This window comes from Microbacterium sp. NPDC057659 (assembly GCF_042799915.1).
Classification (GTDB): Bacteria; Actinomycetota; Actinomycetes; order Actinomycetales; family Microbacteriaceae; genus Microbacterium.
In genome coordinates this window covers 1,311,528-1,335,539 of sequence record NZ_JBHVHU010000001.1, presented here as the reverse complement: position 1 = coordinate 1,335,539, position 24,012 = coordinate 1,311,528, and the positions used below count along the sequence as shown (strand labels likewise).

Below are 24,012 nucleotides of genomic sequence, written 5' to 3'. Positions count from 1 at the left end.
CCGGGGCATCCGGCATGATGGGCGGGGTGAACACCAGACGCCTGCTCGCGGAACGGCTGCGCTCGCATCGGCTCACGGCCCCGGCACGCACCGTGGCGGATGCCGCGTCGCACCTGCTCGCGGTGCAGAGCCAGGATTTCGTCGCGGGCCGCTGGGCGCTGGGCGCTCGCACCCGCGGCTCCGTCACGCTGTCGCAGGTGGATGCCGCGTTCAGTCGCGGCGAGATCGTGCGTGCCTGGCCGATGCGCGGCACGCTGCACACCGTGCCCGCCCGCGACCTCGGGTGGATGCTCTCGGTCACCGCGCCACGGCAGCACCAGCAGGCGGCGAGCCGGCACCGCCAGCTGGGCATCGACAGCGAGATCGTCGGCGCAGCGGAGCGCGCCATCCGGGAGCGCATCGACGGCGGCATGACCAGGGCGCAGGCGTTCGAGGCGTTCGAGTCGGTCGGCATCGATCCGAAGGATCAGCGCGGCATCCACCTGCTGTTCGTGCTGACGATCAACGGGGTGCTGTGCCAGGGGCCGGTCGTGGGCAAGGACCAGCTGTTCATGCTCGCGGAGGAATGGATCAGGGAGGCCACGCAACCTGACGACCCGCTCGCCGAGCTGTTCGTGCGGTACGTCGTCGGTCATGGTCCGGCCGGCGCTGCGGATCTCGCCTGGTGGGCGGGGCTCACGCTCGGCCAGGCGCGCGAGGCGGTCGAGCGCGGCCGGAATCGAGTGGCAGAGGTCGAAGAAGGGGTGTTCGTGTCGGCCGAGTCACCCCGTCGGGCCGCCGGGGCGGCAGCCGTGCACGCCCTGCCGGCGTTCGACGAGTACTACATCTCCTACGCCGATCGAACGCCGGTGTGCTCGCCGGAGCACGCGATGACGGTCGGCCCCGGCAAGAACGGCATGGTGCGCCCCACGATCGTCGCGGACGGCCGGATCGTCGGCACGTGGTCGCACGCCGGCGCCGCAGGCCCTGCGCCCGAACCGCAGTTCTTCGCCCCGCCGTCGGACGAAGTGGCGGACGCCGCGGCATCCGCCCTCACCCGCTTCGCGGCGTTCCGCGCCGCCTGACGCGTTACCGAGAAAAGGAGATTCGGCGAGAGCAGGACGGATGTCCGGGAGGTGTCCTGTTCTCGCGTGTGCTCCTGTTCCGGGTGACGGAGCGAGCGATGAGGGATCGCCACGAGTCCGCGTCAGCCGGCGGCGTGACGCTCGAGGAAGTCGTACACCTCGGTGTCGTCGACGCCGGGGAACGCACCGCGGGGGAGCGGCGAGAACATGTGCGTGTGCACGCGGGCGCTCGGCCAGGCCCGGCCGCTCCAGCGGCTGACCTGGTCGGCGTCGGGACGGCGGCAGCAGGCCTCGTCGGGGCAGGTCGACTGCGCCCGCGTCGAGGTCTCGCGTCCGCGCCACCAGCGCGCGTCGTCGAACGGCACGCCGATGGTCACCGAGAACTCGCCCTCGCTCGATGTGCCGGTCTGGGTCGCGCACCAGAACGTGCCCGCCGGGGTGTCGGTGTACTGGTGCTGCTCGGTGGTGCGGTTCTGCTGACCGAACGCCGCGCGCGCCTGGAACTTGCGGCACACCGGCTGTCCTTCGACAGAGCCGGTGACGTCCATGGGCAGCGGCAGGTCATCGTTCTCGTAGACGCGGGTGATCGCCCCGGACGAGTCGACGCGCAGCATGTGCAGGCGCATGCCGAGGTGCTCGGTCATGAGGTTGGTCATGCGCAGCGCCGCCGCCTCGTGCGTGACGCCGAACGCGTCGCGGAAGTCCTCGACCGCGAGGTTGCGATCCTTCTTCGCCTGCTGCAGGAACGCCACACCGGCGGTCTCGGGGATCAGGCAGCACGCCGCGAAGTAGTTGATCTCCAGCCGCTGCTGCAGGAAGTCGGCGTAGTCGGTGGGCGGTGTGTGCCCGAGCAGGCGATGCGCCATCGCCTGCAGCGCCATCGACCGCAGGCCGTGGCCGCCGGGAATGGATGCCGGCGGAAGGTAGATGCGCCCGTTCTCGAGATCGGTCAGCGACCGGGTCGAGTGGGGCAGATCGTTCGCGTAGATCAGCTCGAAGCCGAGTTTCTCGGCCATGATGCTCACCGTGCGGTGCGTCAGCGCGCCCGAGGTGTGCCCGGCAGCCTTGAGCTGCTTCTCGGCGAGCTTCTCGATGTCGCCGCGGTAGTTGTTCTGCGCCCGCATGCGCAGCCGCAGCTCGGTGTTGGCCCGGCGCGCCTCCTCCGGGGTGGCGATCGCCTCGCGCTCCCGGCGCTGCAGCTCGTTGTGCAGTCCGAGCACCGACTCGATGGTCTCGTCGCTCATGCCCTTCGTCACGCGTACCGGCGCGATGCCGAGCTGACGGAATACGGGGGAGCGCTGCGCCCTGTCCAGCTCGATCTCGAGCGCGGCCCGGCGGTTCGGCGGCTCGCCGGAGATGAGGTCCGACACCTCGGTGCCGCACGCCTCGGCGATCGCCTGCAGCAGCGACAGCTTGGGCTCGCGCTTGCCGTTCTCGATCAGGCTCAGCTGCGAGCCGGCGATGCCGACCTTGGCCCCCAGCTCGTCGAGGGTGAGACCGCGTGCCACCCGGTGGTGACGGATGCGGTGCCCGAGGGTGGTCAGTTCCAGTCCGGTGCTCGCCATGACTTGATCATAGCGAAAGATTTGTGGTTCTTTCTCGCTGAATCTTCGGAAAGTCACCGTGTTTCGAGAAGAAGATGGATGTACAGCACACCGCTTCGAAGGAGCAGACATGGCTATCGCCGAGACGTTCACCCCTCACCTCTCAGCTGTCGCCCCCGCACGGAGCTACGGCGCGGCACCTGCGTACGACACTCCCGCCATGGCGGAGCTGCGCGCATGGGTCGACGGCATCGCCGCACTGACCCAGCCCGCCCGTGTGCACTGGATCGACGGCTCGGCTGCCGAGAACGACGCGATCATGCGCGAGCTCGTCGACGAGGGCAAGATCATCAAGCTCAACCCCGAGTGGCGGCCCGGTTCGTACCTGGCCCGCTCGCACCCCAGCGACGTCGCGCGCACCGAGGCGCGCACCTTCATCGCCTCCGAGAAGGAAGAGGATGCGGGCCCCACCAACAACTGGGCCGACCCGGTGGAGATGCACGCCACCATGGATCGCATCTTCCAGGGGTCGATGCGCGGACGCACCATGTACGTCGTCCCGTTCTCGATGGGCCCCGTCGGCGGCAAGCTGTCCCACATCGGCGTCCAGGTCACCGACAGCGCCTACGCCGTGGCATCCATCGGCATCATGACCCGCGTCGGCGATGCGGTCACCCGGCAGATCGCGGAGGGCGCACCGTGGGTGCGCACCGTGCACTCGGTCGGCGCCCCGCTCGAGCCGGGGCAGGCGGACGTCGCATGGCCGTGCAACGACGAGAAGTACATCGTGCACTTCCCGGACACGCTCGAGGTCTACTCCTACGGCTCGGGATACGGCGGCAACGCGATCCTCGCGAAGAAGTGCTTCGCGCTGCGCATCGCCTCCGTGATCGCCCGCGACGAGGGGTGGCTGGCCGAGCACATGCTGCTCATCAGGGTCATCTCGCCCGAGGGGCGCGCCCACCACGTGGCGGCCGCGTTCCCCTCGGCCTGCGGCAAGACGAACCTCGCCATGCTGCGTCCGACCATCCCAGGCTGGAAGGTCGAGACCCTCGGCGACGACATCGTCTGGATCCGTCCCGGTGAGGACGGCCGCATGCACGCGATGAACCCGGAAGCGGGCTTCTTCGGCGTGGCCCCTGGCACCGGCGAGTCGACCAATGTGACCGCGGTCGAGACGCTGTGGGGCAACACGATCTTCACGAACGTCGCACTGCGGCCCGACGGCGACGTCTGGTGGGAGGGGCTCACCGACACCCCGCCGGCCGAGCTGATCGACTGGGAGGGCAACCCGTGGACGCCGGACTCCGGTCGCCCCGCCGCCCACCCCAACTCGCGCTTCACGGTCTCGGCGGCGCAGTGCCCGCAGATCTCCGATGACTGGGAGGACCCGGAGGGCGTGCCGCTCGACGTCATCCTGTTCGGCGGACGCCGCGCCAGCAATGTGCCGCTGGTCGTCGAGGCCACGGACTGGACGCACGGCGTCTTCCTCGGCTCCACGATCTCGTCCGAGCGCACGGCGGCCGCCGAGGGCACCGTCGGCGAACTGCGCCGCGACCCGTTCGCCATGCTTCCGTTCTGCGGCTACAACATGGGCGACTACTTCGGGCACTGGCTGAAGGTCGGCCGCACGCTGCGCTTCGACCGTGCCCCGCGCATCTTCCAGGTCAACTGGTTCCGCCGCGGCGAGGACGGCCGCTTCCTGTGGCCGGGCTTCGGCGACAACTCGCGAGTGATCGACTGGATCATCCGTCGCATCGAGGGCAAGGTCGCCGCCGTCGACAGCCCGATCGGCCGCCTGCCGATCATCGGAGACCTCAACCTGGACGGCCTCGACATCCCGCAGGCCGACCTCGACGAACTGTTCGCCGTCGACACCGCCGCGTGGCTGGAGGAGGCCGACAAGACCGAGGAGTTCTACTCGATCTTCGGCGACAGGCTGCCCGCGGCTCTGCGCAGCGAGCTCGAGGCGTTGCGCTACCGGCTCGCGTCCGCGAGCTGAGGGACGCTCAGGGGCGGGACGTCCCGCCCCTGAGCGGGGCAGCCCCTGGGGGTGTGCTGTCGGCGTCAGACGTTGTGGAACGCCGGATGGTTCCTGGTGTGGTCGAGCAGCGCAAGCGCCGTCGTGGTCGCCGACTCGACGTCTTTCGCGCGGATCGCGCTGAGCAGTTCCGCGTGCAGATCGCGGTCCCCCTCGGAGAAGTCGCCGAACGCGAATGCCGGGTGAAGGCCCTGGGATTCGAAGTCGGCCAGCGAGCGGTAGAGGTCGTGCAGGACGGGGTTGCCACTCGCCTCGGCGACGCCCACATGGAAGTCGAGGTCCGCCTCGATGAAGCCGGCGGCGTCGTCCGCGCGGAAGCAGGCCAGGCGGCGGGCGAGCGCTTCCTCGAGCCGGGGGAGATGCGCCTCGGCGCCCGTGGCAGCGGCGAGCCGTGCTGCGGTGATGTCCAGCCCCTCACGTACGTGCATCACGTCGTCCTGGTCCGCGTCCTCCAGCCTGCGGTTCATCGCGACCTGATTGACGTCGGTGGCGACCACGAACGTGCCCAACCCCTGCCGACTCTTGAGGAGTCCGAGCTGCACGAGTGACCGGATCGCCTCCCGCACCGGAGTGCGCGACACGCCGAGTTGTTCGACGAGCTGGTTCTCGGACGGGATCTGCGTTCCGAGTGGCCAGTGGCCCGTCTTTATCTCGTTCTCGAGGGCTGTGACGACACTCTCGACCATCGAGACACGCTCAACTCGTTTCATGGGCCTTCCCTACTTGTCATACATGTGACAACATTATGACTGTCCGTCGCCAGTCTATCGCCGCTGCAGAGCATCCGGCGGGCGGTCCGAAGGACTTCACCGAGGAAGTCCCGCCGCACGACGCATCGTGCAAGCAACTCCTGAGAGAGGAGCCGAGATGTCAGAGTCGACACCGGCCGTAGAAGTGGGAAAGCCGTCACCGATCGCGCGAGGGCAGGCAGCGGTGTCGGCCGCCCTCGACAAGATCGGGTTCAATCGGGCGCACAAGTTCATCCTCGCGATGGTGCTCTTCGGTGCGTTCTTCGACGTCATGGAGGAGAACGCGATGGGGGCCGTCGGGCCGATGCTCCAGGAGCTCTGGAACATCACGACCCCCGAGGTCGCTCTGCTGCAGACGGCGACGATCCTGTCCATGATCGCAGGCAAGTTCGTCACGGGCATCCTCGGCGACTTCAAGGGTCGCAAGTTCGCACTCAGCGTCAACTTGGCGGTCTACTGCTTGGGCGCCCTGATCTGCGCGCTCGCTCCGGGGTATGCCGTTCTTCTCATCGGACGGATCATCGTCGGAATCGGACTCGGCGGCGAGATCGCCGCAGCGATCACCATCCTGAGCGAACTCGTCGCGACGAAGTACCGCGGATCGGTGGTGGCATCCGTGAACATCGGCGCCGGCGGACTGGGCAACATGCTCTCGTTCGGCTTCGCCGCATTGATCCTCGGCCCGATGACGAACTTCTTCGGAGGCCCGGAGAGCAGCTGGCGCTGGATGTTCGGCCTTCTCGTGCTCCCGGCGGCGATGGTCATGGTCTACCGTCGATATCTGCCCGAGACGCCCCGCTTCCTGCTCAGCCAGGGGGACCGCGACGGCGCGAACCGCACGCTATCGATCCTGGCCTCCGCCCGGCTGGGCAATCGCCACCCTGTCATCACCGAGTATGTGCCGGCGGGCGCCGACGGCTCGATCGTCAAGCCCGAGCGTCCCCGACTCACGGAGGTGTTCCGAGGCGAGCTGCTCAAGCGCACCGCCGCGATCGGCGTCGCCTCATGGATGTCCTTCGGTGCGCAGAGCACGGTGCTCGTGCTGATGCCCGTGATCCTGGTCGGCCAGGGCATGAGCATCACCAACAGCCTCGTGTTCACGATGATCATGAACATCGGCTCCTTCCTCGGAGCGGTGTTCGCGGCGTGGACAGCGCAGCGGTTCCGTCGTCGGATCGTGATGACCTATGGAGCCATCGCGGCCTGTGCGGCTGCACTCGCCTTCGTCTACTTGGGCACCACTCCGGCTCTGGTCCTGCTGTTCGGCGGCATTTTCCAGTTCTGTGTGCTGCTGCAGAACAGCACGATCTTCTGCTGGTCCCCTGAACTGTTCCCCACCAGGATTCGCGCGTTCGGCACAGCGGTCATCGCTATGCAGGGCAACATCGCCGGCGCGCTCGTGCCCCTGATCGGGGCGATCGTCTACGAGATCGGCGGCGTGACCGCCCTGTTCACGATGATCGCCGCCATGTACGTGATCTCGGCGATCGTCGTGCGCTTCGCGCCTGAGACGTTCGGTCTGGATCTCGAAGAGGTCAGCGACGAGGACTGACGCCGACCTCCCTCTTCTTCATCTGAAAGGAAAACACCATGGAAAAGTTCCACATCTCTGCGACCTCGCACTGGCCCAACTATCTGCCCGAGTACGTCGCGAAGGACCTCGGATTCTTCGAGGAGGTCGGCCTCGACTTCTCGCGGGAGGCTCCTGATGAGTGGACGCACGTCCTCGACCACCATGCCTCCGGTCGCGCTCAGGCCGTGCTCGGCGGCCTGTGGGTTCCTGCGATGTACCACGGGCGCGGGCGGGAGTACGTCGCGTTCGCCCAGCTGAACGCGACGAACCCGAAGGTGCTCGTCGCACGCACCCCGGACCCGGACTTCCAGCTCTCCGACCTCGTCGGCCGGCTCGTGCTCGCCCCGGGGGCCGGCGGCACTGCGCCGTACATGCACACGGCCGGCGTGATCGCGGCAGCCGGCGTGGATGTCTCGTCGATCAGCTTCCTCCGGGATCTCGGCGGCGGCACCTTCGCCGAGCTGTTCCGGGGCGGTCTCGGCGACTACCTCGTCACCGACGTCGTCAACGGGCAGATCGCCGAAGCGCAGGGCTGGGGTCATGTCGTATATCGGCACTGGCAGGTCGGCGCGATGCCGAACAGCGTGTACTACGCGCACCGGGATCAGATCGGAGACGACTCGGACAGCCCGTACTGGCGCTTCACTGCGGCCATTCAGCGGGCGATGGACTGGCTGCGCGACCATGACGCCGAAGAGGTGCGCGGACTGCTCGCCCGGGAGTGGCCGAAGGTCGACACCGACGTCCTCGTCGGTGCCGTGAACGTCCTGCGCGGCACGGGTGTCTGGGAGAACGTCCTCGTGGGCCGGGACGGATACGCCGAGTGGATGGGCATTCTGAAGGAGTGCGACCTGATCGCGGATGTCCCCGCGTACGCGACCCTCGTCGCAACAGCCCCTGGGGAAGCTGCACTTGCCTCGTCGAGCGCGGGAGCTCTCGCGGGTCTGCGCGCCTGAGTCGAAGACGGGGCGGGGCGATGCCTGAACGGTGTCGCCCCGCCCTTCGCGTTGCGCGGGAAGTGCATGCGCCGGCCGGCGGCCATAGGGTGAGATGTATGAGCGATCGACGTTTCCCACGGCGGGTCTATGGCGTGGGGGAGGAGCCGGATCCTCGTTTCTCGCTCGCGAATGAGCGCACGTTCCTCGCCTGGATTCGCACGGCGCTCGCCCTGGTCGCGGTGGGCATCGCCATCGAAGCGCTGCAGCTCGACATCCATCCGGTGCCGCGCTTCCTCGCCGCGGTCCTGTTCGTGCTGCTGGGCGTCGTGGCGACCGCGCACGCCTGGCTGTCGTGGGCGCGCAGCGAGCGGGCCATGCGTCTGCACCTGGCGCTGCCGGGTCCCACCACCGGCGTCATCATCGCAGCCGGGGTGATCATCGCGATCCTGCTGCTCGGAGCAGGGCTCTTCCTGTGACCGGGGCCGCGGAAGGCGCGGCGGACCGCCCCTTCGACGTCGGACTCCAGGCCGAGCGCACCCTGCTGGCCTGGCGGCGCACCTGCCTGTCGCTCGCGGTGGGGAATGCCGCGGCGATCAAATACCTCTCCGACGGGCTCGGGGTCTGGGCGACGCTGCTCGGCGTCTTCGGGCTCGTGCTCTCCGTGGTCGCCTGGGTGCTGTGCACTCTTCGCTACCGCCGGGCCCACAACGGTCTGGTGCGGGACGATTCGCTGATCGTGAGCGGACGCTTGCCCGCGCTGGTCACGCTGTCGGTGGGAGTTGCCGGCATCGCTGCGCTGGTGGTCCTCGTCGCGCTGTGGCGCCCCTGGTGACTCGACTCTGACGCACACCGCGAGCGTGGTGTACCAATTCGCCATTTGGTACACCAAAATTTGACACCGGCTCATTCGGGTGCATAGTCTCTCCCTCGCATCCATCGTTTGTGGAAGAAAGATTCCACGAAGCGAAATCAAGGGAGATTTCCAATGTCAACATCGCTGAGTCGGGCCGCAGCCCCCGAATCCGCTGAGCGCGTCTACCGGAAGGTGTTCTTCCGGCTCGTGCCGTTCCTCATGCTGCTGTGGGTCGTCGCCTGGATCGACCGCGTCAACATCGGCTTCGTGAAGCTGCGGATGCTGGACGACCTCGGCTGGAGCGAGACGATCTACGGCATCGGCGCGGGCATCTTCTTCATCGGCTATTTCCTCTTCGAGGTGCCCAGCAACCTGCTGCTGCAGAAGATCGGCGCCAAGAAGACGATCATGCGCATCACCCTCGGCTGGGGTGTCGTCAGCGTGCTGATGATGTTCGCGACCACGCCGGAGATGTTCTACGTGCTGCGCTTCCTGCTCGGTGTGTTCGAGGCCGGTTTCTACCCCGGCATCATCCTGTACCTGACCTACTGGTTCCCCGCGAACCGTCGCGCCAAGGCGTTCGGCATGTTCATGTCGGCGTCCGCCTTCGCCGGCGTCATCGGCGGCCCGCTCGCCGGCTGGATCATGAACACCATGGACGGCGTCGCCGGCCTCTCGTCCTGGCAGTGGGTGTTCATCATCGAGGGCATCCCGTCGATCATCCTGGGTGTCGTCACGTTCTTCTACCTGACCGACCGTCCGAAGCACGCCAAGTGGCTGACCCCGACCGAGCGCGAGTTCGTGCAGGCCGAGCTCGACAACGAGGTGCACGCCGAGGAGAAGCAGCACAGCATGCTGGCCGCCCTCAGGGGCAAGACGATCTGGCTGTTCATCCTGATCTTCTTCTGCATCATCGCGGCGAACTCATCGCTGACCTTCTACGGCCCGACGCTGATCGCGGAGGTCGGCTTCGGAGATCCGCTGGTCGTCGGCTGGATCATGGCAGGCATCAACCTGCTCGGTGCCGCAGGCATGATCTCGGCCGGCTTCATCTCGGATCGCACCGGTGACTCGCGCATCCAGACCTCGATCTCGGCCGCACTCGGAGCCGTCGGTCTCGCCGGCGCCGCGCTGCTGATCGACACCAGCCCGATCGGCGCGATCTCCTGCCTGGCACTTGCCCTGGTCGGCACGATGTCCGCCATCCCGGTCTTCTGGCAGATGCCGAACCGCTTCCTGGTCGGCGCCGCAGCCGCCGGTGGCGTGGCCCTGATCAACTCGATCGCCAACCTGGCCGGGTTCTTCGCACCGACGCTGCTCGGCAGCCTGAAGGACAGCACCGGCAGCCTGGCTCCCGGCCTGCTGATCGTCGCCGGCGTGGAGATCCTCGCCACGATCCTGATCATCGCGCTGGTGCCGAAGTTCAAGGAGTCCGCGAAGACCACCACGATCAGCGTCCCGGTCGTCGAGACCGCGGCGGAGGTCGCACAGGTTGCGGTCAAGGACGGCGGAGAGGTCAAGGCGTGACCACCCTGAACGAGATCAACGAGCTGGACCGGGACGCGTTCGTCGAGGTCCTCGGCCCGATCTTCGAGCACTCGCCCTGGGTGGCCACCGCCGCCTGGGAGTCCCGGCCCTTCGCCGATCTCAGCGAGCTGCACCGTGCGATGTTCGCCGTCGTCGAGGCGGCGGACCGGCAGACGATCCTCGACTTCCTGAACGGCCACCCCGCCCTCGCGGGCAAGGAGGCCGTCGCCGGGGAGATGACCGACGAATCGGTCGGCGAGCAGGCCAGTGCCGGACTGAACTCCCTCAGCGCCGAGGAGTTCGCCCGCATCACCCGGCTGAACGCCGACTACCAGGCCAAACACGGATTCCCGTTCGTGCTGGCCGTGCGCGGACACGACAAGGATTCGATCCTCGCCGAGTTCGAGCGCCGCAAGGACAACGCGACGGAGGCCGAACTGCAGGAGGCCCTGGGCCAGATCGCCCTGATCTCGCGCGGGCGCCTCGACCGGGCTCTCACGGTCTGACCTACACACACCCGACACCGAGGAGACACTCATGACCAACCACGAGGACCACGTCCGCCAGGCGCTCGCGCAGGCGCGCATCGCCGAGGCAGTGGGGGACCACCCCTACGGCTCGGTCATCACCGGACCCGCGGGCACGCTGGTCGTGCGCAACCAGGTCGAGACCACGCATGACGTGTCGGCGCACGCCGAGCTGGTCGCGGTCCGCGAGGCCGGCAGGCAGTGGGGCCTCGACCTGTCGGATGCGACGCTCATCACGACCTTCGAGCCCTGCGCCATGTGCCTCGGCGCGATCGTCAACTCAGGCGTGCGCGACCTCGTGATCGCCATCCAGTCGGTGCCAGGCATCCAGGCGTCAGGGGACTACACGGTCGAGAACCTGCTCGACCTGCTCGGCCTGCGCGACGAGTTCACGATCACCCGCGGCGTGCTCGCCGACGAGGTCACCGAGTACTACGTCGGACTCGGCGCCTGAGCGGCCCGCCGCAGATCGCCGAGAGCGACGCCCCCTCCTGATCGCGCGATCGGGAGGGGGCGTTGCTGTGTGCGGTCTCAGACCAGCAGCTGGCGCTTCGCCAGGTCCCGATAGAGAGGCGTGGACTCGAGCAGCTCGTCGTGCGTGCCCTGGCCGACCACGGCGCCGTCCTGCAGCACCACGATCAGGTCGCTGTCGACGACGGTCGACAGGCGGTGCGCGATCACGACCAGGGTGCGGTCGGCGGAGACCGCGTCGATCGCCTCGCGCATCCGCTGCTCGTTCACGCCGTCCAGCGACGAGGTCGATTCGTCGAGCAGCAGGATCGGAGCCTCGGTCAGCAGCGCCCTCGCGATCGCGAGACGCTGGCGCTCGCCGCCGGAGAGCATCACGCCGTCCTCGCCGACCGGGGTCTCCAGGCCCAGCGGTCCGCGCTCCAGGACGTCGCCGAGATTCACTGCTCGCAGCACGCGCTCGCAGTCGGCATCCGTGGCATCAGGCACAGCCAGGCGCAGGTTGTCGGCGAGCGTGCCGGCCAACGTCGGAGCGTCCTGCTCGACGTAGCCGAACTGCGCGCGCAGTTCAGGGCGCGGGTAGGTGCGCAGGTCGTGCCCGGCGAGGCGGATCGAGCCGCCGGTCGGGTCGTAGAAGCGCTCGATCAGAGAGAGGATCGTGCTCTTGCCGGCGCCCGAGGGGCCGACCAGGGCGACGCGCGCGCCACGCGGCACGGCGAACGAGACTCCGCGCAGCACCTCACGAGCGGGGCCGGTGCCCGGGTCGGACGAAGGGTCCGGCTCAGCGGCAAGGTGCGCATCGGCGAGCAGGTCGTTCGCGGCCTTCGCCGCCGCCTCACGGGCGGCGACGACGTTCTCGGGGTACTGGAAGCGCACCTCGCGGAACTCGATCGCGGCGGAGCCGGCGACCGGCGCGGCGGTGGCCGCGGCATCCGGCTCATCGGCGTCGGTCTCGGCGGGCAGGTCGAGGATCTCCTGGATGCGGCCCAGCGCGCCCAGCGCCTGGTTCACCGAGGTGATCGCGCCGAACGCCTGTCCCAGCGGCATGATCAGCATGAACAGGAACATGATGAACGTCACCAGGGACGCGATCGTGATCGCGCCGGATGCCACGCGGAAGCCTCCGACACCCAGCACGACCAGCAGCGACAGCTGCAGCGCGATGCCGGCGATCGGCACCACGAGGGACGAGATCTTCGCGATCCGCACGCCGATCCCGTAGGCCTCGGTCGCGAGGCTCGTCACGGCCTCGGTCTCGCGCTCGGTCGCGCCGGAGGCGCGGACGGTGCGGATCGACGACACCGCACGCTCGACACCGGATGCCAGTTCGCCGACCTTCTGCTGCTGCGCGGTCGACGCCGTGCGGATGCGTCCGCTGAGGAGCACCACCACGACGACGGACGCCCCGATCACGAGCACGATCAGAAGCAGGAGGATCGGGTCGATCACCAGCATCGCGACGAGCGCTCCGATGAACAGCAGGGCGCTGCCCACGGCATCCGCGAGTCCCTGGGTGAGCACGGCGTAGAGCAGCGTGGTGTCGGTGCCCACGCGCGAGACGAGGTCGCCGGTGCGACGCGCATCGAACTCGCTGACCGGCAGGTGCAGGATGCGGGCGATCAGCCGGCGCCGGCTGGACAGCACGACCGCGGTGCCAGTGCGCTGGAGCAGGTAGTGCTGGTAGCCGGAGATCACCGACGAGATGATCACGAACGCGATCAGTGCCCAGATGAGCATGCCCAGCGGCAGGCTCTCCTGCACGCGCTGGATGACCTGGCCGACCAGCAGCGGCTGAACCAGCGAGGCCGCGGCGCCGACGATGCTGAGGACCGCGACGACCACCAGCACCTTCTTGTGCTCGAACAGGAATGGGAGGAGCTGGCGGAACGAGGCGCGCGGACCGTCCTGCTGCGCGCCGCGTCCGCGTCGGCGTGCTGTCGCCGTGCGAGACATGGGGAGACCTTCTTCGATGGGGGCGGATCCATTGTGCTCCGGTTCGCTTATGGGTCGCCTGTCTGTTTCGGATGCCGTGTGTCGGCGGAATCCACTACCGTGAGGCGGGTGCCAGAACCTGTCATCGCCGCCAGAGACCTCGTCAAGGCCTATCGTTCCAAGGGGAAGCCCGACTTCCTCGCCGTCGACGGTCTGAGCTTCGAGGTCGCCCCTGGCGAGTCGTTCGGGCTGCTCGGCCCGAACGGCGCGGGCAAGTCCACGACGATGAAGATGGTCGGCGCCGTGTCGGCCCGCACGGGCGGCGAGCTCAGCATCCTGGGGCTGGATCCCGACCAGTACGGGCCCGAGATCCGCTCCCGCCTGGGCGTCGTGCCGCAGCAGGACACGCTCGACGGCGAGCTGAACGTGCGGGAGAACCTGTACATCTACGGCCGCTACTTCGGGCTGCCCGCGAAGGTCTGCAAGGAGAAGGCGGCTGAGCTGTTGGAGTTCGCGCAGCTCGAGGACAAGGCGTCGTCGAAGGTCGAGCAGCTCTCCGGCGGCATGAAGCGACGGCTCACGATCGCGCGCGGGCTGATCAACGATCCCCGCATCCTGCTGCTGGACGAGCCGACGACCGGCCTCGACCCGCAGGCGCGGCACGTGCTGTGGGATCGGCTGTTCCGGCTCAAGGAGCAGGGCACCACACTGGTGCTCACCACGCACTACATGGACGAGGCCGAGCAGCTCTGCGATCGCCTGGTCGTCGTCGACAAGGGTCGCATCATGGCCGAGGGCACGCCGGCATCGCTGATCCGCGAGCACTCCAGCCGGGAGGTCCTCGAGGTGCGCTTCGGCTCGTCGCACAACAAGGAGGCGGCGAAGCGGATGCAGGGCATCGGCGACCGTGTCGAGGAGCTACCCGACCGTGTGCTGGTCTATGCGCAGGACGGCGAGGCCGCGCTGGAGCAGGTCAGCGCACGCGACCTGCATCCGATCACCTCCCTGGTGCGTCGCTCGAGCCTGGAGGACGTGTTCCTGCGGCTGACCGGAAGGTCGCTGATCGAATGAACACCTCTCATCCGGTTCCCGAGCGCCCTTCGTCTCGCTCCGCTCGCTCAGGATCCGCGGGAGACGAAGGACCGTCGCTCGACGATCTGCGCGCCGAGGCGATGGCCGCCGGCAGGGGGCCGCGCCGGCGCGGATCGCTGTACGTCGCCGAGCACATCATCCGGGCGATGCGCGCCTATGGCTGGACTCTGGTGGTCGGTGCCGTCGGGCAGCCGGTGCTGTACCTGGTGGGTCTGGCGCTGGGCCTTGCTGCACTGATCCAGGCGCCGATCCAGGACGGCGGGCAGCAGGTCGGCTACGTCGTGTTCGTGGCACCGGCGCTGCTGATGACCGCGGGCATCACCGTGGCATCCGAGGAGTTCAGCTATCCGGTGATGGGCGGTTTCAAGTGGCGCCGCTTCTACTACGGATTCAGCGCCTCGCCGCTGTCGTCCGGGCAGATCGTCAACGGTCAGGTGATCGGCGTCAGCGCTCGCGTGGTGCTGACCGTGACGCTCTACTACCTGTTCCTGTTGCTGTTCCCTGCGGTGGAGACACCGGGGACCGGGTGGATCATGATCCTGGTCGGCATCCTCGCCGCGCTCGCGTTCGGCACTCCGATGCTCGCCTATGCGGCATCCCTCGAGGAGGACACCGGGCAGTTCGCGCTGGTGCAGCGCTTCGTGTTCATGCCGATGTTCCTGTTCTCGGGCACCTTCTACCCGCTGGACACCCTGCCGGTGTGGCTGCAGTGGATCGGCTGGATCTCACCGCTCTGGCACGCAACCGAGCTGGGCCGCGACCTGTCCTACCCGCGCGAGACGAGCGGGGTGATGGTCGCGGTGCACCTCCTGGTGCTGCTCGTCTTCGCCGTGGGCGGCTATCTCGCAGCCCGGCGCATCTTCGCGAGGAGGCTGGCCGCATGACCGTGAGCCGACGAGTTCCCGCAGATGGATTCCGCAGGTCCAGGACAGTGCGCAGCTACGTTTTCCATCCGCGTGTGGATGGCGCGGATGGAAAAGGCCGTGGGATGCGACTTCGCAGCTGCGCTTTCCATCCGTGGCTCAGTCGCGGTACGAGCGCCGCCGAACGGAGCCGCGCATGACGACGACGACCGAAGCCCCGCGCGTCCGCGCCGGGGGAGTGCGCGCGCTCTGGGCGGGAAACCCCTGGTCGGTGGTGCTGCGCGGCCTGATCGCCGCGCGCTCGTCGAGCTTTGTGGTCATCCTGTCCGGTTTCTTCGAGCCGGTGCTGTATCTCGCGTCGATGGGTATCGGCCTCGGCGCGCTGATCGGCGACGTGCAGACCGAGTCCGGGGCATCCGTTCCCTATGCGGCGTTCATCGCGCCGGCGCTGCTGGCGGTGTCGGCGATGAACGGCGCGATCTACGACTCCACCTGGAACGTCTTCTTCAAGCTGAACTACGGCAAGCTCTACGAGGGCATGCTGGCGACCTCGCTCGGCCCGCTCGACGTGGCGCTCGGCGAGATCATCTACGCCCTGCTGCGCGGACTGGTCTACGCGAGCGGGTTCATGATCATCATGCAGATCTGGGGCCTCAACCTGTCGTGGACGGCGATCCTCGCCCTGCCCGCGGTGGCGCTGATCGCGTTCGGCTTCGCGAGCTTCGGCATGGCGGTGACCAGCTACATGAAGGCGTTCCAGCACATGGACTGGATCCAGTTCGTGCTGATGCCGATGTTCCTGTTCTCGGCGACCTTCTACCCGATCACGGTCTACCCGGAGTGGGTGCAGGCGATCGTGCAGGCACTGCCGCTCTGGCACGGCGTCGAGCTGATCCGCGGGCTCACCACCGGAGCGCTGTATCCGGGGATGCTGTGGCACGTGCTCTACTACGTGGTCATGATCGCGATCGGGCTGGTCTTCACGACCAAACGGCTGCGGGCGCTGTTCCTCGGCTGATCCGCCTACTGATGCCCGTATCGCTTGTGCGCGGCCTGCTTCGAGATGCCGAGCGCGCTCGCGATGGCCTGCCACGAGTAGCCGGTCAGTCGTGCCCGGCGAACCTGCGCCTCTTCCGCGCGCGCGAGTTCGCGACGGATGCCGGTGAGCCGGTGCAACTCGGCCAGGGGCTCGCCCTCGGGGTCGGTGGAGATCGCGGTGTGTGTGGTCATGATGTCAATTTAGGTTGACGCGGCGGAAGTTGTCAACCTGAATTGACGCTGCTGCTGTGGCAGGGTGGGCGGATGCTGATTCCCCCGAAAGCTCATCCTGGAGATCGCGTCGCCGTCCTCTCGCCCGCGTTCGCCGCGCCCGCGGCCGGTCCCGAGGTGCATGAGCAGGCGATGCGGCGGCTGCAGGAGGCGACCGGGTTGGTCCCCGTCGAGTACCCGACGACACGGGTGGTGGGTGCCGCGCCGGAGGCTCGCGCCGCCGACGTGAACGCGGCCTTCGCCGATCCGAGCATCCGTGCGATCCTCGCGACGATCGGCGGCGACGACCAGATCCTCGTCACGCCGCACCTCGACGCGGCTCTTGCGCAGGCGGACCCCAAGCCCTTCCTCGGCTTCAGCGACAACACCAACATCCTGAACTGGCTGTGGATGAACGGCCTCGCGGCCTTCCACGGTGGCTCGATACAGCTGCACCTCGGCGCGGGACCCGCGATCGACGACATCCATCTGCGCTCGCTGCGCGCGGCGCTGCTGGACGGCGGCGAGATCGAGCTGACCGAGCCGGGGGAGTCCGAGGACGTCGGGCATCCGTGGGACTCGCCTGAGGCGCTGACGGAGTTCGGCGCCCGGGTGCCGACTGAGCCGTGGACCTGGGCCGGGTCTTCGCGGCGCGTGGCGGGACACACCTGGGGCGGCAGCCTCGAGGTCATCGGCGAGCTCGCCCATGCGGATCGGCTGCCGGCCGTCGACGAGCTCGAAGGCGCGATCCTGCTGCTGGAGACCTGTGAGGAGCTCCCGAACGCGGACTGGGTGCGGCGCTGGGTGCGCGCCCTCGGCGAGCGCGGCCTGCTCGCCGCCGTCGCCGGGGTGCTCGTCGCCCGCCCGATCGTCAGCAACTTCGAGGTGAGGCCATCGCCCGAGGAGCGGGTCGCGCTGCGCGCCGCCCAACGCGACGCGGTCATCGGCGAGGTCACCCGCTACAACCCGGATGCCGTCGTGTGCATCGGCGTGCCGTTCGGGCACACCCGCCCGCAGTGGATCCTGCCGTACGGCGGCACGGTGGTGCTCGACGGCGCCGCCCGTGCCGTGACGGCGCAGTACTGAGGAGAAGACGCATGACAGCGAAGAAGTGGATCCTGTTCGACATCGGCGGCGTGCTCGAGGTCGTCGACGACGACGCCTGGCAGGAGCAGTGGTGGCAGCGCTGGTGCACGCACACCGGGCTGGAGCGTCCGGACTTCGATGCCAGGGTAGAAGGTGCCGAGCTGCCCGAGATCGATGTCAAGGCCGGCCTCGAGGCGGAGTTCTGGCAGCGCCTGGGCACCGCGCTCGCGCTCGATGCCGACGACCGTGACGCAATGCGGGCCGACTTCTGGGACGCCTACTGCGGCACGGCGAACACGGAGCTGATCGAGTTCGCGCGCTCGCTGCGCGGTCGCGCCGGGCTGGCGATCCTGTCGAACTCCGCCGACGGCGCTCGGGAGGAGGAGGAGCGCCGCTACGGCTTCTCCGAGATCTTCGACCCGATCTGCTACAGCCACGAGCAGGGCGTGAACAAGCCGGACCCGCAGGCCTACCTGCTGGCCCTGCAGAAGCTGGACGCGGATGCCGCGGACGTGCTCTTCATCGACGACAGGCAGCACTCCATCGACGGGGCCGCCGCCGTCGGCATCCGCGGCGTCCTGCAGCGCGACAACGCCCTGACGATCGCCGCCATCGAGGCGTTCCTCGCGGACTGATCGCTACTCCAGGCCGTGCTCGGCGAGCCACGCCTTCGCGACCGTGCGAGGGACGCGCAGCAGCCAGGCATCCGTCAGCGTCTCGCGCAGCAGCTGCTCGTCGATGACGTCCAGCCTGGTGAGCACAGCGGGGTAACCGTCGAAGTGCGGGATCGTGAAGAACACATCGGGGTAGGTCTCGATCAGCGCGGCCTTCGCCTGTTCGCCGTCGACATGGATGCCGATGATCACGCCTTCCGGCCATGTGCGGCCGAGTGCGTCCAACTGCTCGAGGTCGTGCTGACGAGGAGGGCGCTCCCAGGCAAGCTTCCCCGCGCTGGTGCGCCAGGAGGCACCGCCGCCGTGCCCCTCCACCTTCTCGGACACGCGCGGGAACTCCAGCGCGATCCTGCGCACATCGTCGAGTGTCGCCATGCGGCCAGCGTAGACGCGAAGAGCCGCCGACGCACGGGGCATCGGCGGCTCTTTCCGGCGAGAACGCTACAGCTGGGGCTGCGCCGCGATGCCGAGATCGTCCTCGTAGTCGCGGTCCTTCGTCTCGGGCGAGAGGATCAGCGCGATCAGGGTCAGCACGGCCATGGCCGACAGGTAGATGCCCACCAGCCAGGACGAACCGTCCGCCGCTGCCCACAGCCACACCGCGATGAGCGGAGCGACGGCGGCGCCGAGGATCGACGACACGTTGTACGCGATCGCCGAGCCGCTGTACCGGACGTTGGTCGGGAACAGCTCGGGCAGCAGTGCGCCCATCGGACCGAAGGTCAGCCCCATCAGCAGGAAGCCGAGGATGAGGAACGACTGGGTCAGCGCGAACGCGCCGGGCTCACCGGCCGCCTGACCGAGGAAGACCGGGAAGGTGAACCCGAACAGGATGATCGCGATCGTGACGCCGATGAGCAGCTTGCGACGGCCGATCCGGTCGGCCCACGGCCCGGACACCATCGTGAAGATGCCGAAGAACACCACGCCGACGATCTGCATGAGCACGAAGTTCGTGTAGCCGAAGCCCTGTCCCGGATAGAACTGCGCGGCGAACGCCGCCGCATCGAAGGGCAGCCCCTTCGCCTCGGCCGCCGCCTGTGCAGCCGCGGCGGCCGCGGCCTCGGAAGACGGCTTGGTCCCGTAGCTGAGCGTGAAGTTCGTCATCAGGTAGAACAGCACGTAGGTCGCCAGCATGATGAACGTGCCGAGGATGAGCTGCTTCCAGTAGTGCCGGAAGACCGTGGCGAGCGGCATCTTGCGGATGACGCCCTTGTCCTCCGCCTTCTTGAAGGTGTCGGACTCGACGAGCTTGAGACGCACCCACAGGCCGATGATGACCATCACGGCGGAGAACAGGAACGGCACGCGCCAGCCCCAGCTCAGGAACGCCTCCGACTTCAGCGCAGGATCCGACTGGTGCGGCAGGGCGAAGTTGATGATCAGGAACAGGCCGTTGGCGATGATGAACCCGAGCGGGGCGCCCAGCTGCGGGAAGGTGCCGTACCAGGCGCGCTTGCCCGTCGGCGCGTTCTCGGTGGCGACCAGCGCCGCCCCGGACCACTCCCCGCCGAGCGCGAAGCCCTGGCACAGTCGCAGCACCAGGAGCAGCAGCGCCGCGAGCCAGCCGATCTGCTGGAACGTGGGCAGCAGGCCGATCAGGAAGGTCGCGATGCCCATCGTGAGCAGAGACGCCACGAGGGTGGCTTTGCGGCCGTAGCGGTCGCCGAAGTGACCGAAGACCATTGCGCCGATGGGGCGCGCCACCATGGCGGCGCCGAAGACCGCGAACGAGGCGAGCAGAGCGGTGGTGTCGTTGCCGGTGGGGAAGAACAGGATCGGGAACACCAGCACGGCCGCCGTGGCGTACGCGTAGAAGTCGTAGAACTCGATCGTGGTGCCGATGAGGCTCGCGAGGATGACCCGTGATCGAGGGTTCGCGGGCGCGCTTGTCGTGGTCATTGTGTCCTCCGGTCGTGCGTTCCCAGCGCTGGATCGGAGTCTAGGGGATGCGCGCCCGCGCGCGGGGGAGCGTTACCGTGCGGCTCGGGGCCGGGCGAGCGCTCAGTGCCAGAAGAAGCCCAGCGCGGCGTTCAGCAGCGCGAGCACCCCGACGGCCCAGAACGCGCCGGCAGGGACCGCCTCGCCGCGCTTCTGCTTCGCCATGCCCATGCCGATCAGGCCGCCGATGATGATCAGGACCACGAGCTTCACCGTGATCTTGATGTAGAAGCTCATGCCCGGCGTCCAATCGATCCCCCACGGGGCGGCCAACGCCAGGCCCGCGACACCGGCGATCGCCAGGCCGACGTTCATCAGCTGCGTGAACTGCCGCTTGCCGCCGAATGCCTGGGCCGCCCAGGCTCCGAAGAGCACGGCGAAGCCGAGCAGATGGACGAACACGACGACAGCGCGGAGGGTTTCCATGGCTTCAGGCTAGCTGAAACAGCGCGCCGGGAAAGCCCCGTCTCAGCCGCGCAGCTCCGCGACGACGCGCGCCATCCGCAGCGCGGCATCCGCGGCCTCGGCGCCCTTGTCCTCCTTCGAGCCGGGCAGACCAGCACGGTCGATGCCCTGCTGCTCGTCGTCGAGGGTGAGCACGCCGAAGCCGACCGGCTTGCCGGCATCCAGCGCGACCCTGTTCAGACCGTCGGTGGTCGCCGCCGAGACGTACTCGAAGTGCGGGGTGCCGCCGCGGATGATCACTCCCAGAGCGACGACCGCGTCGGCGCCGCCGGCGAAGGCGGCCTGCGCGGCGAGCGCCAGCTCGAACGAGCCGGGCACGCGCACCAGCGAGTGCGCCGCGCCGGCGGTGTCGAGCGTGCGCTGCGCACCCGCGATCAGGCCGTCGGTGATCACGTCGTGCCAGGTTCCGGCCACGATGACGACCCGGAGTCCTGTGCCGTCGATCGGGGTCTGCGGGGTGGGGGCGCCTGCGCCGCTCATGCGTTGTCCTTTCCCTGTGCGAGCGCCTCGGCCAGCTCGGACTCGCCGATGATGTGGCCCATGCGGTCGCGCTTGGTCTCGAGGTACTGGTGGTTGTTCGGGCCGACGCCCACGATCAGCGGGACCTGCTCGACGACGTCGAGGCCCAGCTCGCGCAGCTGCTTCACCTTGTCGGTGTTGTTGGTCAGCAGACGCACCTTGGAGATGCCGAGGTCGGAGAGGATGCCGGCGGCGGCCGCGTACTCGCGGGCGTCGGCGGGCAGACCGAGGGCGAGGTTGGCATCGACGGTGTCGAGGCCCTCCTCCTGCAGCGCATATGCACGCAGCTTGTTGATCAGTCCGATGCCCCGGCCCTCGTGGCCGCGCATGTAGATGACGACGCCGCCCTCCTGCTCGATCGCGTCGAGCGCGGCCTGCAGCTGAGGTCCGCACTCGCACTTCAGCGAGCCGAAGGCCTCGCCGGTCAGGCACTCGGAGTGCACGCGCACCAGGGCGGTCTCGCCCGGCTCCCCGGAGACGACCGCGATGTGGTCGGTGCCGGTGATGCGGTCCTTGTAGGCGAGGAAGCGGAACGTGCCGTGCTCTGTCGGCACGGTCGCATCGGCCCGAAGGCTCACGCGGCGCTGCGTCTTCTGCGCGACGCAGTCGGCCTCGTCACGAGGGTCGGTGTCGTTCAGGTGGCGGATGAGCTGTTCGATCGTGATGACCGGCACGCCGTCGCGCTCACCGAGCTCCATCAGGGCCGGGAGGCGCATCATACTGCCGTCCTCGGCGACGACCTCGGCGATCGCCGCGACCGGCTGCAGGCCGGCCAGCTTCATCAGCTCCACGCCGGCCTCGGTGTGCCCGCCGCGCTGGCGCACGCCGCCGTCGACGGCCCGGAGCGGCAGGATGTGGCCGGGACGGATGACGCTGGTCGCGGTCGACTCGGGGTTCGCCAGCACGTTCAGCGTCAGCGAGCGGTCGTGCGCGCTGATGCCGGTGGTGACGCCCTCTGCGGCATCCACGCTGACCGTGTACGCCGTGGAACGGGCATCCTCGTTCGTCTCGACCATCGGCGGCAGGTTCAGCCGGTCGGCGAGGTCGGCGGGCATCGGCGCGCAGATCAGACCCGAGGTCCAGCGCACCATCCAGGCCATGGTCTCGGGCGTGGCGAGTTCGGCCGAGATGATGATGTCGCCCTCGTTCTCGCGGTTCTCATCGTCGGCGACGATGACGGGGCGGCCGGCACGCAGGGCGTCGACGGCTTCGGTGATGGTGGACAGGCTCATCGCGAGCCTCCTTCCGATCGGAACGCGAGCAGCCGCTCGACGTGACGGGCCAGGATGTCGGTCTCGAGGTTGACGCGGTCGCCGACGGCGAGCGCGCCGAGGATGGTGGCGGTCAGGGTCTCCGGGATGAGCGAGACCTCGAACCAGTGTCCTTCGGTCCCTGAGCCTGACGAAGGGGCAGGCGCGCTCACCGCGCTGACGGTCAGCGAGGTGCCTGCGACGGCGATCGAGCCCTTGTCGACCACGAGCGGTGCGAGCTCTGCGGGCAGCGAGATGCGCAGCACGCTCCACTGATCGCCGGGCCGCACCTCGAGCACCTCACCGGTGCCGTCGACGTGGCCCTGCACGATGTGTCCGCCCAGGCGGGCGCCCACCGGCATCGCCTTCTCGATGTTGACGCGGGTGCCGACCTGGACCGACGCGAGGGCGGAGACGTCCAGCGTCTGCTTCATCACGTCGGTGTCGAACGTGTCGGCGGTCGAGCCGACGACGGTCAGGCACACGCCGCTGACGGCGATCGACTCGCCGTGCACGGCATCGGATGCGGCCCCGGGCGCGCGCACGGTGAGGCGCCAGCCGTCGCCCGACGGCGTGATCTCGGTGATCTCGCCGATCTCCTCGATGATTCCGGTGAACATCAGTCTCCTTCTTCCACGAGATGTGCGATCGCGAGCAGGTCCGCACCGAGCGGGCGCCATTCGTCGACCACGAGTCTGCGGGCGTCGGCGATGGTGCCGACGCCGATGTCTGTGAGCGCGAGCCGGTCTCCGCCGAGCAGCACCGGCGCGAGGTACGCGAGGATCTCGTCGGCGAAGCCCTGCGCGAGGAACGCGCTCGCGAGGGTCGGACCGCCCTCGACGAACACGCGCTGCACGCCGCGCTCGCGGAGGTCCTCGAGGGCGGCGGCCAGGTCGCGACCGTAGAACAGCGGGGCGTGCGGGTGCTGCCGCACGGCGGCATCCGCAGGCGTCTCGCGCGATCCGATCACGACGGGGACGGGCTGGTGCGAGTACAGCGCGTCGCCGTCGCGCGCGGTGAGCGAGGGGTCGTCGGCGAGCACCGTTCCGGTGCCGACGACGATCGCGTCGGATGCCGCGCGCCGCGCGTGCACGTCGGCGCGTGCGGCAGGTCCCGTGATCCACTGGCTGGTGCCGTCGGATGCCGCGGCGCGGCCGTCCAGGCTCTGCGCCCACTTCACGGTGACGAAGGGGCGGCCGAGGCGCTGCACGGCGAGCCAGTCGCCGATGAGGGCTTCTGCGGCGTCGTGCTGCTCACCGGACTCCACATCGACGCCTGCCGCGCGCATCCGCTCCGCACCGCCGCCGGCCTTCTCGCTCGGGTCGTCCAGTGCGTACACGACGCGGGCGACACCCGCGTCGATGAGCGCCTGGGCGCAGGGACCGGTGCGGCCGGTGTGATTGCAGGGCTCGAGGGTGACGATCGCGGTCGCGCCCTGCGCGGCGCCGGGCGCGAGCTTGGAGAGCGCGTCGACCTCGGCGTGCGCGGTGCCGGCGCCGTGGTGCCAGCCCTCGGCGATGATCTCGCCGGCGGGGGAGAGGATGACGGCGCCGACCTGCGGGTTCAGACCGCGGGGGCCGTTCGCGGCCAGTGCGAGCGCGCGCGACATCGCATCGCGTTCCGCCTCGGTCACTGTCATCCGCCGTCCTTTCCGGACT

General features: G+C 68.7%; 25 protein-coding genes. 14 read left to right on the top strand and 11 right to left on the bottom strand.

Going from position 1 to position 24,012, the window contains the following annotated elements; translation table 11 throughout:
• Positions 1–17 precede the first annotated feature (17 nt).
• A complete protein-coding gene (locus ACFVAE_RS06395; RefSeq protein ID WP_378890521.1) occupies positions 18–1,064 on the top strand; it encodes a winged helix DNA-binding domain-containing protein in 1,047 nt (348 codons plus the stop codon).
• A gap of 122 nt (positions 1,065–1,186) precedes the next feature.
• Here ACFVAE_RS06395 and ACFVAE_RS06390 read toward each other — a convergent pair whose 3' ends face one another.
• Entirely contained in the window at positions 1,187–2,629 is a 1,443-nt protein-coding gene (locus ACFVAE_RS06390) for a helix-turn-helix domain-containing protein (protein WP_378889269.1), read from the bottom strand.
• Positions 2,630–2,738: 109 nt separating this feature from the next.
• Between ACFVAE_RS06390 and ACFVAE_RS06385 the strand changes: the two genes are divergently transcribed.
• Positions 2,739–4,610: a phosphoenolpyruvate carboxykinase (GTP) gene (locus ACFVAE_RS06385; protein ID WP_378889267.1), complete on the top strand. Its 1,872-nt coding sequence runs from the start codon at positions 2,739–2,741 to the stop codon at positions 4,608–4,610.
• Between the two features lie 65 nt (positions 4,611–4,675).
• On the opposite strand, the gene ACFVAE_RS06380 is transcribed toward ACFVAE_RS06385, so the two are convergent.
• Entirely contained in the window at positions 4,676–5,359 is a 684-nt protein-coding gene (locus ACFVAE_RS06380) for a FadR/GntR family transcriptional regulator (protein ID WP_378889264.1), read from the bottom strand.
• A 157-nt stretch (positions 5,360–5,516) separates the two neighbouring features.
• On the opposite strand from ACFVAE_RS06380, the gene ACFVAE_RS06375 reads away from it, so the two are divergent.
• From ACFVAE_RS06375 to ACFVAE_RS06345, 7 genes are all read left to right on the top strand, one after another.
• Positions 5,517–6,950 (top strand): MFS transporter, encoded by a 1,434-nt coding sequence (locus ACFVAE_RS06375; RefSeq protein ID WP_378889261.1) that lies wholly within the window; start codon positions 5,517–5,519, stop codon positions 6,948–6,950.
• 38 nt (positions 6,951–6,988) lie between these two features.
• Positions 6,989–7,927: an ABC transporter substrate-binding protein gene (locus tag ACFVAE_RS06370; RefSeq protein ID WP_378889259.1), complete on the top strand. Its 939-nt coding sequence runs from the start codon at positions 6,989–6,991 to the stop codon at positions 7,925–7,927.
• A 98-nt stretch (positions 7,928–8,025) separates the two neighbouring features.
• Positions 8,026–8,385 (top strand): YidH family protein, encoded by a 360-nt coding sequence (locus tag ACFVAE_RS06365; protein WP_378889257.1) that lies wholly within the window; start codon positions 8,026–8,028, stop codon positions 8,383–8,385.
• Positions 8,382–8,741 carry a DUF202 domain-containing protein gene (locus tag ACFVAE_RS06360; RefSeq protein ID WP_378889255.1) on the top strand — a complete coding sequence of 120 codons (360 nt, stop codon included), beginning with the start codon at positions 8,382–8,384 and terminating at the stop codon, positions 8,739–8,741. Before ACFVAE_RS06365 ends, ACFVAE_RS06360 begins: the two co-directional genes overlap by 4 nt.
• Positions 8,742–8,894: 153 nt before the next feature.
• Positions 8,895–10,289, top strand: a complete 1,395-nt coding sequence (locus tag ACFVAE_RS06355; protein ID WP_378889253.1) for an MFS transporter — start codon at positions 8,895–8,897, stop codon at positions 10,287–10,289.
• Positions 10,286–10,795 (top strand): 2-oxo-4-hydroxy-4-carboxy-5-ureidoimidazoline decarboxylase, encoded by a 510-nt coding sequence (gene uraD, locus ACFVAE_RS06350; RefSeq protein WP_378889251.1) that lies wholly within the window; start codon positions 10,286–10,288, stop codon positions 10,793–10,795. The genes ACFVAE_RS06355 and uraD overlap by 4 nt, the downstream gene beginning before the upstream one ends.
• Positions 10,796–10,826: 31 nt before the next feature.
• Positions 10,827–11,270 (top strand): nucleoside deaminase, encoded by a 444-nt coding sequence (locus tag ACFVAE_RS06345; RefSeq protein ID WP_378889249.1) that lies wholly within the window; start codon positions 10,827–10,829, stop codon positions 11,268–11,270.
• Positions 11,271–11,347: 77 nt separating this feature from the next.
• On the opposite strand, the gene ACFVAE_RS06340 is transcribed toward ACFVAE_RS06345, so the two are convergent.
• Entirely contained in the window at positions 11,348–13,237 is a 1,890-nt protein-coding gene (locus ACFVAE_RS06340; protein WP_378889247.1) for an ABC transporter ATP-binding protein, read from the bottom strand.
• 108 nt (positions 13,238–13,345) lie between these two features.
• Between ACFVAE_RS06340 and ACFVAE_RS06335 the strand changes: the two genes are divergently transcribed.
• From ACFVAE_RS06335 to ACFVAE_RS06325, 3 genes are all read left to right on the top strand, one after another.
• Entirely contained in the window at positions 13,346–14,287 is a 942-nt protein-coding gene (locus ACFVAE_RS06335; RefSeq protein ID WP_378889245.1) for an ABC transporter ATP-binding protein, read from the top strand.
• Complete coding sequence (locus tag ACFVAE_RS06330; protein WP_378889243.1) at positions 14,284–15,192, top strand: ABC transporter permease; 909 nt, start codon at positions 14,284–14,286, stop codon at positions 15,190–15,192. The genes ACFVAE_RS06335 and ACFVAE_RS06330 overlap by 4 nt, the downstream gene beginning before the upstream one ends.
• A 175-nt stretch (positions 15,193–15,367) precedes the next feature.
• A complete protein-coding gene (locus ACFVAE_RS06325) occupies positions 15,368–16,189 on the top strand; it encodes an ABC transporter permease (RefSeq protein WP_378889241.1) in 822 nt (273 codons plus the stop codon).
• 5 nt (positions 16,190–16,194) lie between these two features.
• Here ACFVAE_RS06325 and ACFVAE_RS06320 read toward each other — a convergent pair whose 3' ends face one another.
• On the bottom strand, positions 16,195–16,401 hold the full coding sequence (locus ACFVAE_RS06320; protein ID WP_378889239.1) for an AsnC family protein: 207 nt from the start codon (positions 16,399–16,401) through the stop codon (positions 16,195–16,197).
• A 72-nt stretch (positions 16,402–16,473) separates the two neighbouring features.
• Between ACFVAE_RS06320 and ACFVAE_RS06315 the strand changes: the two genes are divergently transcribed.
• Positions 16,474–17,505: a S66 peptidase family protein gene (locus tag ACFVAE_RS06315; protein ID WP_378889237.1), complete on the top strand. Its 1,032-nt coding sequence runs from the start codon at positions 16,474–16,476 to the stop codon at positions 17,503–17,505.
• Positions 17,506–17,516: 11 nt separating this feature from the next.
• Positions 17,517–18,140 carry an HAD family hydrolase gene (locus tag ACFVAE_RS06310; protein ID WP_378889235.1) on the top strand — a complete coding sequence of 208 codons (624 nt, stop codon included), beginning with the start codon at positions 17,517–17,519 and terminating at the stop codon, positions 18,138–18,140.
• Positions 18,141–18,143: 3 nt separating this feature from the next.
• Here ACFVAE_RS06310 and ACFVAE_RS06305 read toward each other — a convergent pair whose 3' ends face one another.
• The 7 genes from ACFVAE_RS06305 to ribD all read right to left on the bottom strand — a co-directional run bounded on the left by ACFVAE_RS06305 (position 18,144) and on the right by ribD (position 23,993).
• Entirely contained in the window at positions 18,144–18,554 is a 411-nt protein-coding gene (locus ACFVAE_RS06305; protein ID WP_378889232.1) for an MmcQ/YjbR family DNA-binding protein, read from the bottom strand.
• A 66-nt stretch (positions 18,555–18,620) separates the two neighbouring features.
• On the bottom strand, positions 18,621–20,081 hold the full coding sequence (locus ACFVAE_RS06300) for an MFS transporter (protein ID WP_378889229.1): 1,461 nt from the start codon (positions 20,079–20,081) through the stop codon (positions 18,621–18,623).
• Positions 20,082–20,183: 102 nt separating this feature from the next.
• Positions 20,184–20,546 carry a Fe-S protein gene (locus tag ACFVAE_RS06295; RefSeq protein ID WP_378889227.1) on the bottom strand — a complete coding sequence of 121 codons (363 nt, stop codon included), beginning with the start codon at positions 20,544–20,546 and terminating at the stop codon, positions 20,184–20,186.
• Between the two features lie 42 nt (positions 20,547–20,588).
• Positions 20,589–21,065: a 6,7-dimethyl-8-ribityllumazine synthase gene (gene ribH / locus ACFVAE_RS06290; protein WP_378889224.1), complete on the bottom strand. Its 477-nt coding sequence runs from the start codon at positions 21,063–21,065 to the stop codon at positions 20,589–20,591.
• Positions 21,062–22,336 (bottom strand): GTP cyclohydrolase II, encoded by a 1,275-nt coding sequence (gene ribA, locus ACFVAE_RS06285; protein ID WP_378889221.1) that lies wholly within the window; start codon positions 22,334–22,336, stop codon positions 21,062–21,064. Before ribA ends, ribH begins: the two co-directional genes overlap by 4 nt.
• The gene (locus tag ACFVAE_RS06280; RefSeq protein WP_378889218.1) at positions 22,333–22,974 is read right to left on the bottom strand and encodes a riboflavin synthase; all 642 of its coding nucleotides are present in this window, start codon (positions 22,972–22,974) and stop codon (positions 22,333–22,335) included. The genes ribA and ACFVAE_RS06280 overlap by 4 nt, the downstream gene beginning before the upstream one ends.
• Positions 22,974–23,993: a bifunctional diaminohydroxyphosphoribosylaminopyrimidine deaminase/5-amino-6-(5-phosphoribosylamino)uracil reductase RibD gene (ribD, locus tag ACFVAE_RS06275; protein WP_378889216.1), complete on the bottom strand. Its 1,020-nt coding sequence runs from the start codon at positions 23,991–23,993 to the stop codon at positions 22,974–22,976. The genes ACFVAE_RS06280 and ribD overlap by 1 nt, the downstream gene beginning before the upstream one ends.
• Positions 23,994–24,012: the final 19 nt, after the last annotated feature.

Excerpts from the sequence above, each read along its gene's own strand:
- ACFVAE_RS06280 (WP_378889218.1), bottom strand. The coding sequence starts at position 22,974 with ATGTTCACCGGAATCATCGAGGAGATCGGCGAGATCACCGAGATCACG.
- ACFVAE_RS06390 (WP_378889269.1), bottom strand. The coding sequence starts at position 2,629 with ATGGCGAGCACCGGACTGGAACTGACCACCCTCGGGCACCGCATCCGT.
- ribA (WP_378889221.1), bottom strand. The coding sequence starts at position 22,336 with ATGAGCCTGTCCACCATCACCGAAGCCGTCGACGCCCTGCGTGCCGGC.
- ACFVAE_RS06305 (WP_378889232.1), bottom strand. The coding sequence starts at position 18,554 with ATGGCGACACTCGACGATGTGCGCAGGATCGCGCTGGAGTTCCCGCGC.
- ACFVAE_RS06380 (WP_378889264.1), bottom strand. The coding sequence starts at position 5,359 with ATGAAACGAGTTGAGCGTGTCTCGATGGTCGAGAGTGTCGTCACAGCC.
- ACFVAE_RS06325 (WP_378889241.1), top strand. The coding sequence starts at position 15,368 with ATGACGACGACGACCGAAGCCCCGCGCGTCCGCGCCGGGGGAGTGCGC.
- ACFVAE_RS06330 (WP_378889243.1), top strand. The coding sequence starts at position 14,284 with ATGAACACCTCTCATCCGGTTCCCGAGCGCCCTTCGTCTCGCTCCGCT.
- ribH (WP_378889224.1), bottom strand. The coding sequence starts at position 21,065 with ATGAGCGGCGCAGGCGCCCCCACCCCGCAGACCCCGATCGACGGCACA.
- ACFVAE_RS06320 (WP_378889239.1), bottom strand. The coding sequence starts at position 16,401 with ATGACCACACACACCGCGATCTCCACCGACCCCGAGGGCGAGCCCCTG.
- ACFVAE_RS06345 (WP_378889249.1), top strand. The coding sequence starts at position 10,827 with ATGACCAACCACGAGGACCACGTCCGCCAGGCGCTCGCGCAGGCGCGC.
- ACFVAE_RS06295 (WP_378889227.1), bottom strand. The coding sequence starts at position 20,546 with ATGGAAACCCTCCGCGCTGTCGTCGTGTTCGTCCATCTGCTCGGCTTC.
- ACFVAE_RS06340 (WP_378889247.1), bottom strand. The coding sequence starts at position 13,237 with ATGTCTCGCACGGCGACAGCACGCCGACGCGGACGCGGCGCGCAGCAG.
- ACFVAE_RS06375 (WP_378889261.1), top strand. The coding sequence starts at position 5,517 with ATGTCAGAGTCGACACCGGCCGTAGAAGTGGGAAAGCCGTCACCGATC.
- ACFVAE_RS06365 (WP_378889257.1), top strand. The coding sequence starts at position 8,026 with ATGAGCGATCGACGTTTCCCACGGCGGGTCTATGGCGTGGGGGAGGAG.
- ACFVAE_RS06370 (WP_378889259.1), top strand. The coding sequence starts at position 6,989 with ATGGAAAAGTTCCACATCTCTGCGACCTCGCACTGGCCCAACTATCTG.
- ACFVAE_RS06315 (WP_378889237.1), top strand. The coding sequence starts at position 16,474 with ATGCTGATTCCCCCGAAAGCTCATCCTGGAGATCGCGTCGCCGTCCTC.
- ACFVAE_RS06310 (WP_378889235.1), top strand. The coding sequence starts at position 17,517 with ATGACAGCGAAGAAGTGGATCCTGTTCGACATCGGCGGCGTGCTCGAG.
- ACFVAE_RS06300 (WP_378889229.1), bottom strand. The coding sequence starts at position 20,081 with ATGACCACGACAAGCGCGCCCGCGAACCCTCGATCACGGGTCATCCTC.
- ACFVAE_RS06395 (WP_378890521.1), top strand. The coding sequence starts at position 18 with ATGGGCGGGGTGAACACCAGACGCCTGCTCGCGGAACGGCTGCGCTCG.
- ACFVAE_RS06385 (WP_378889267.1), top strand. The coding sequence starts at position 2,739 with ATGGCTATCGCCGAGACGTTCACCCCTCACCTCTCAGCTGTCGCCCCC.
- ribD (WP_378889216.1), bottom strand. The coding sequence starts at position 23,993 with ATGACAGTGACCGAGGCGGAACGCGATGCGATGTCGCGCGCGCTCGCA.
- ACFVAE_RS06355 (WP_378889253.1), top strand. The coding sequence starts at position 8,895 with ATGTCAACATCGCTGAGTCGGGCCGCAGCCCCCGAATCCGCTGAGCGC.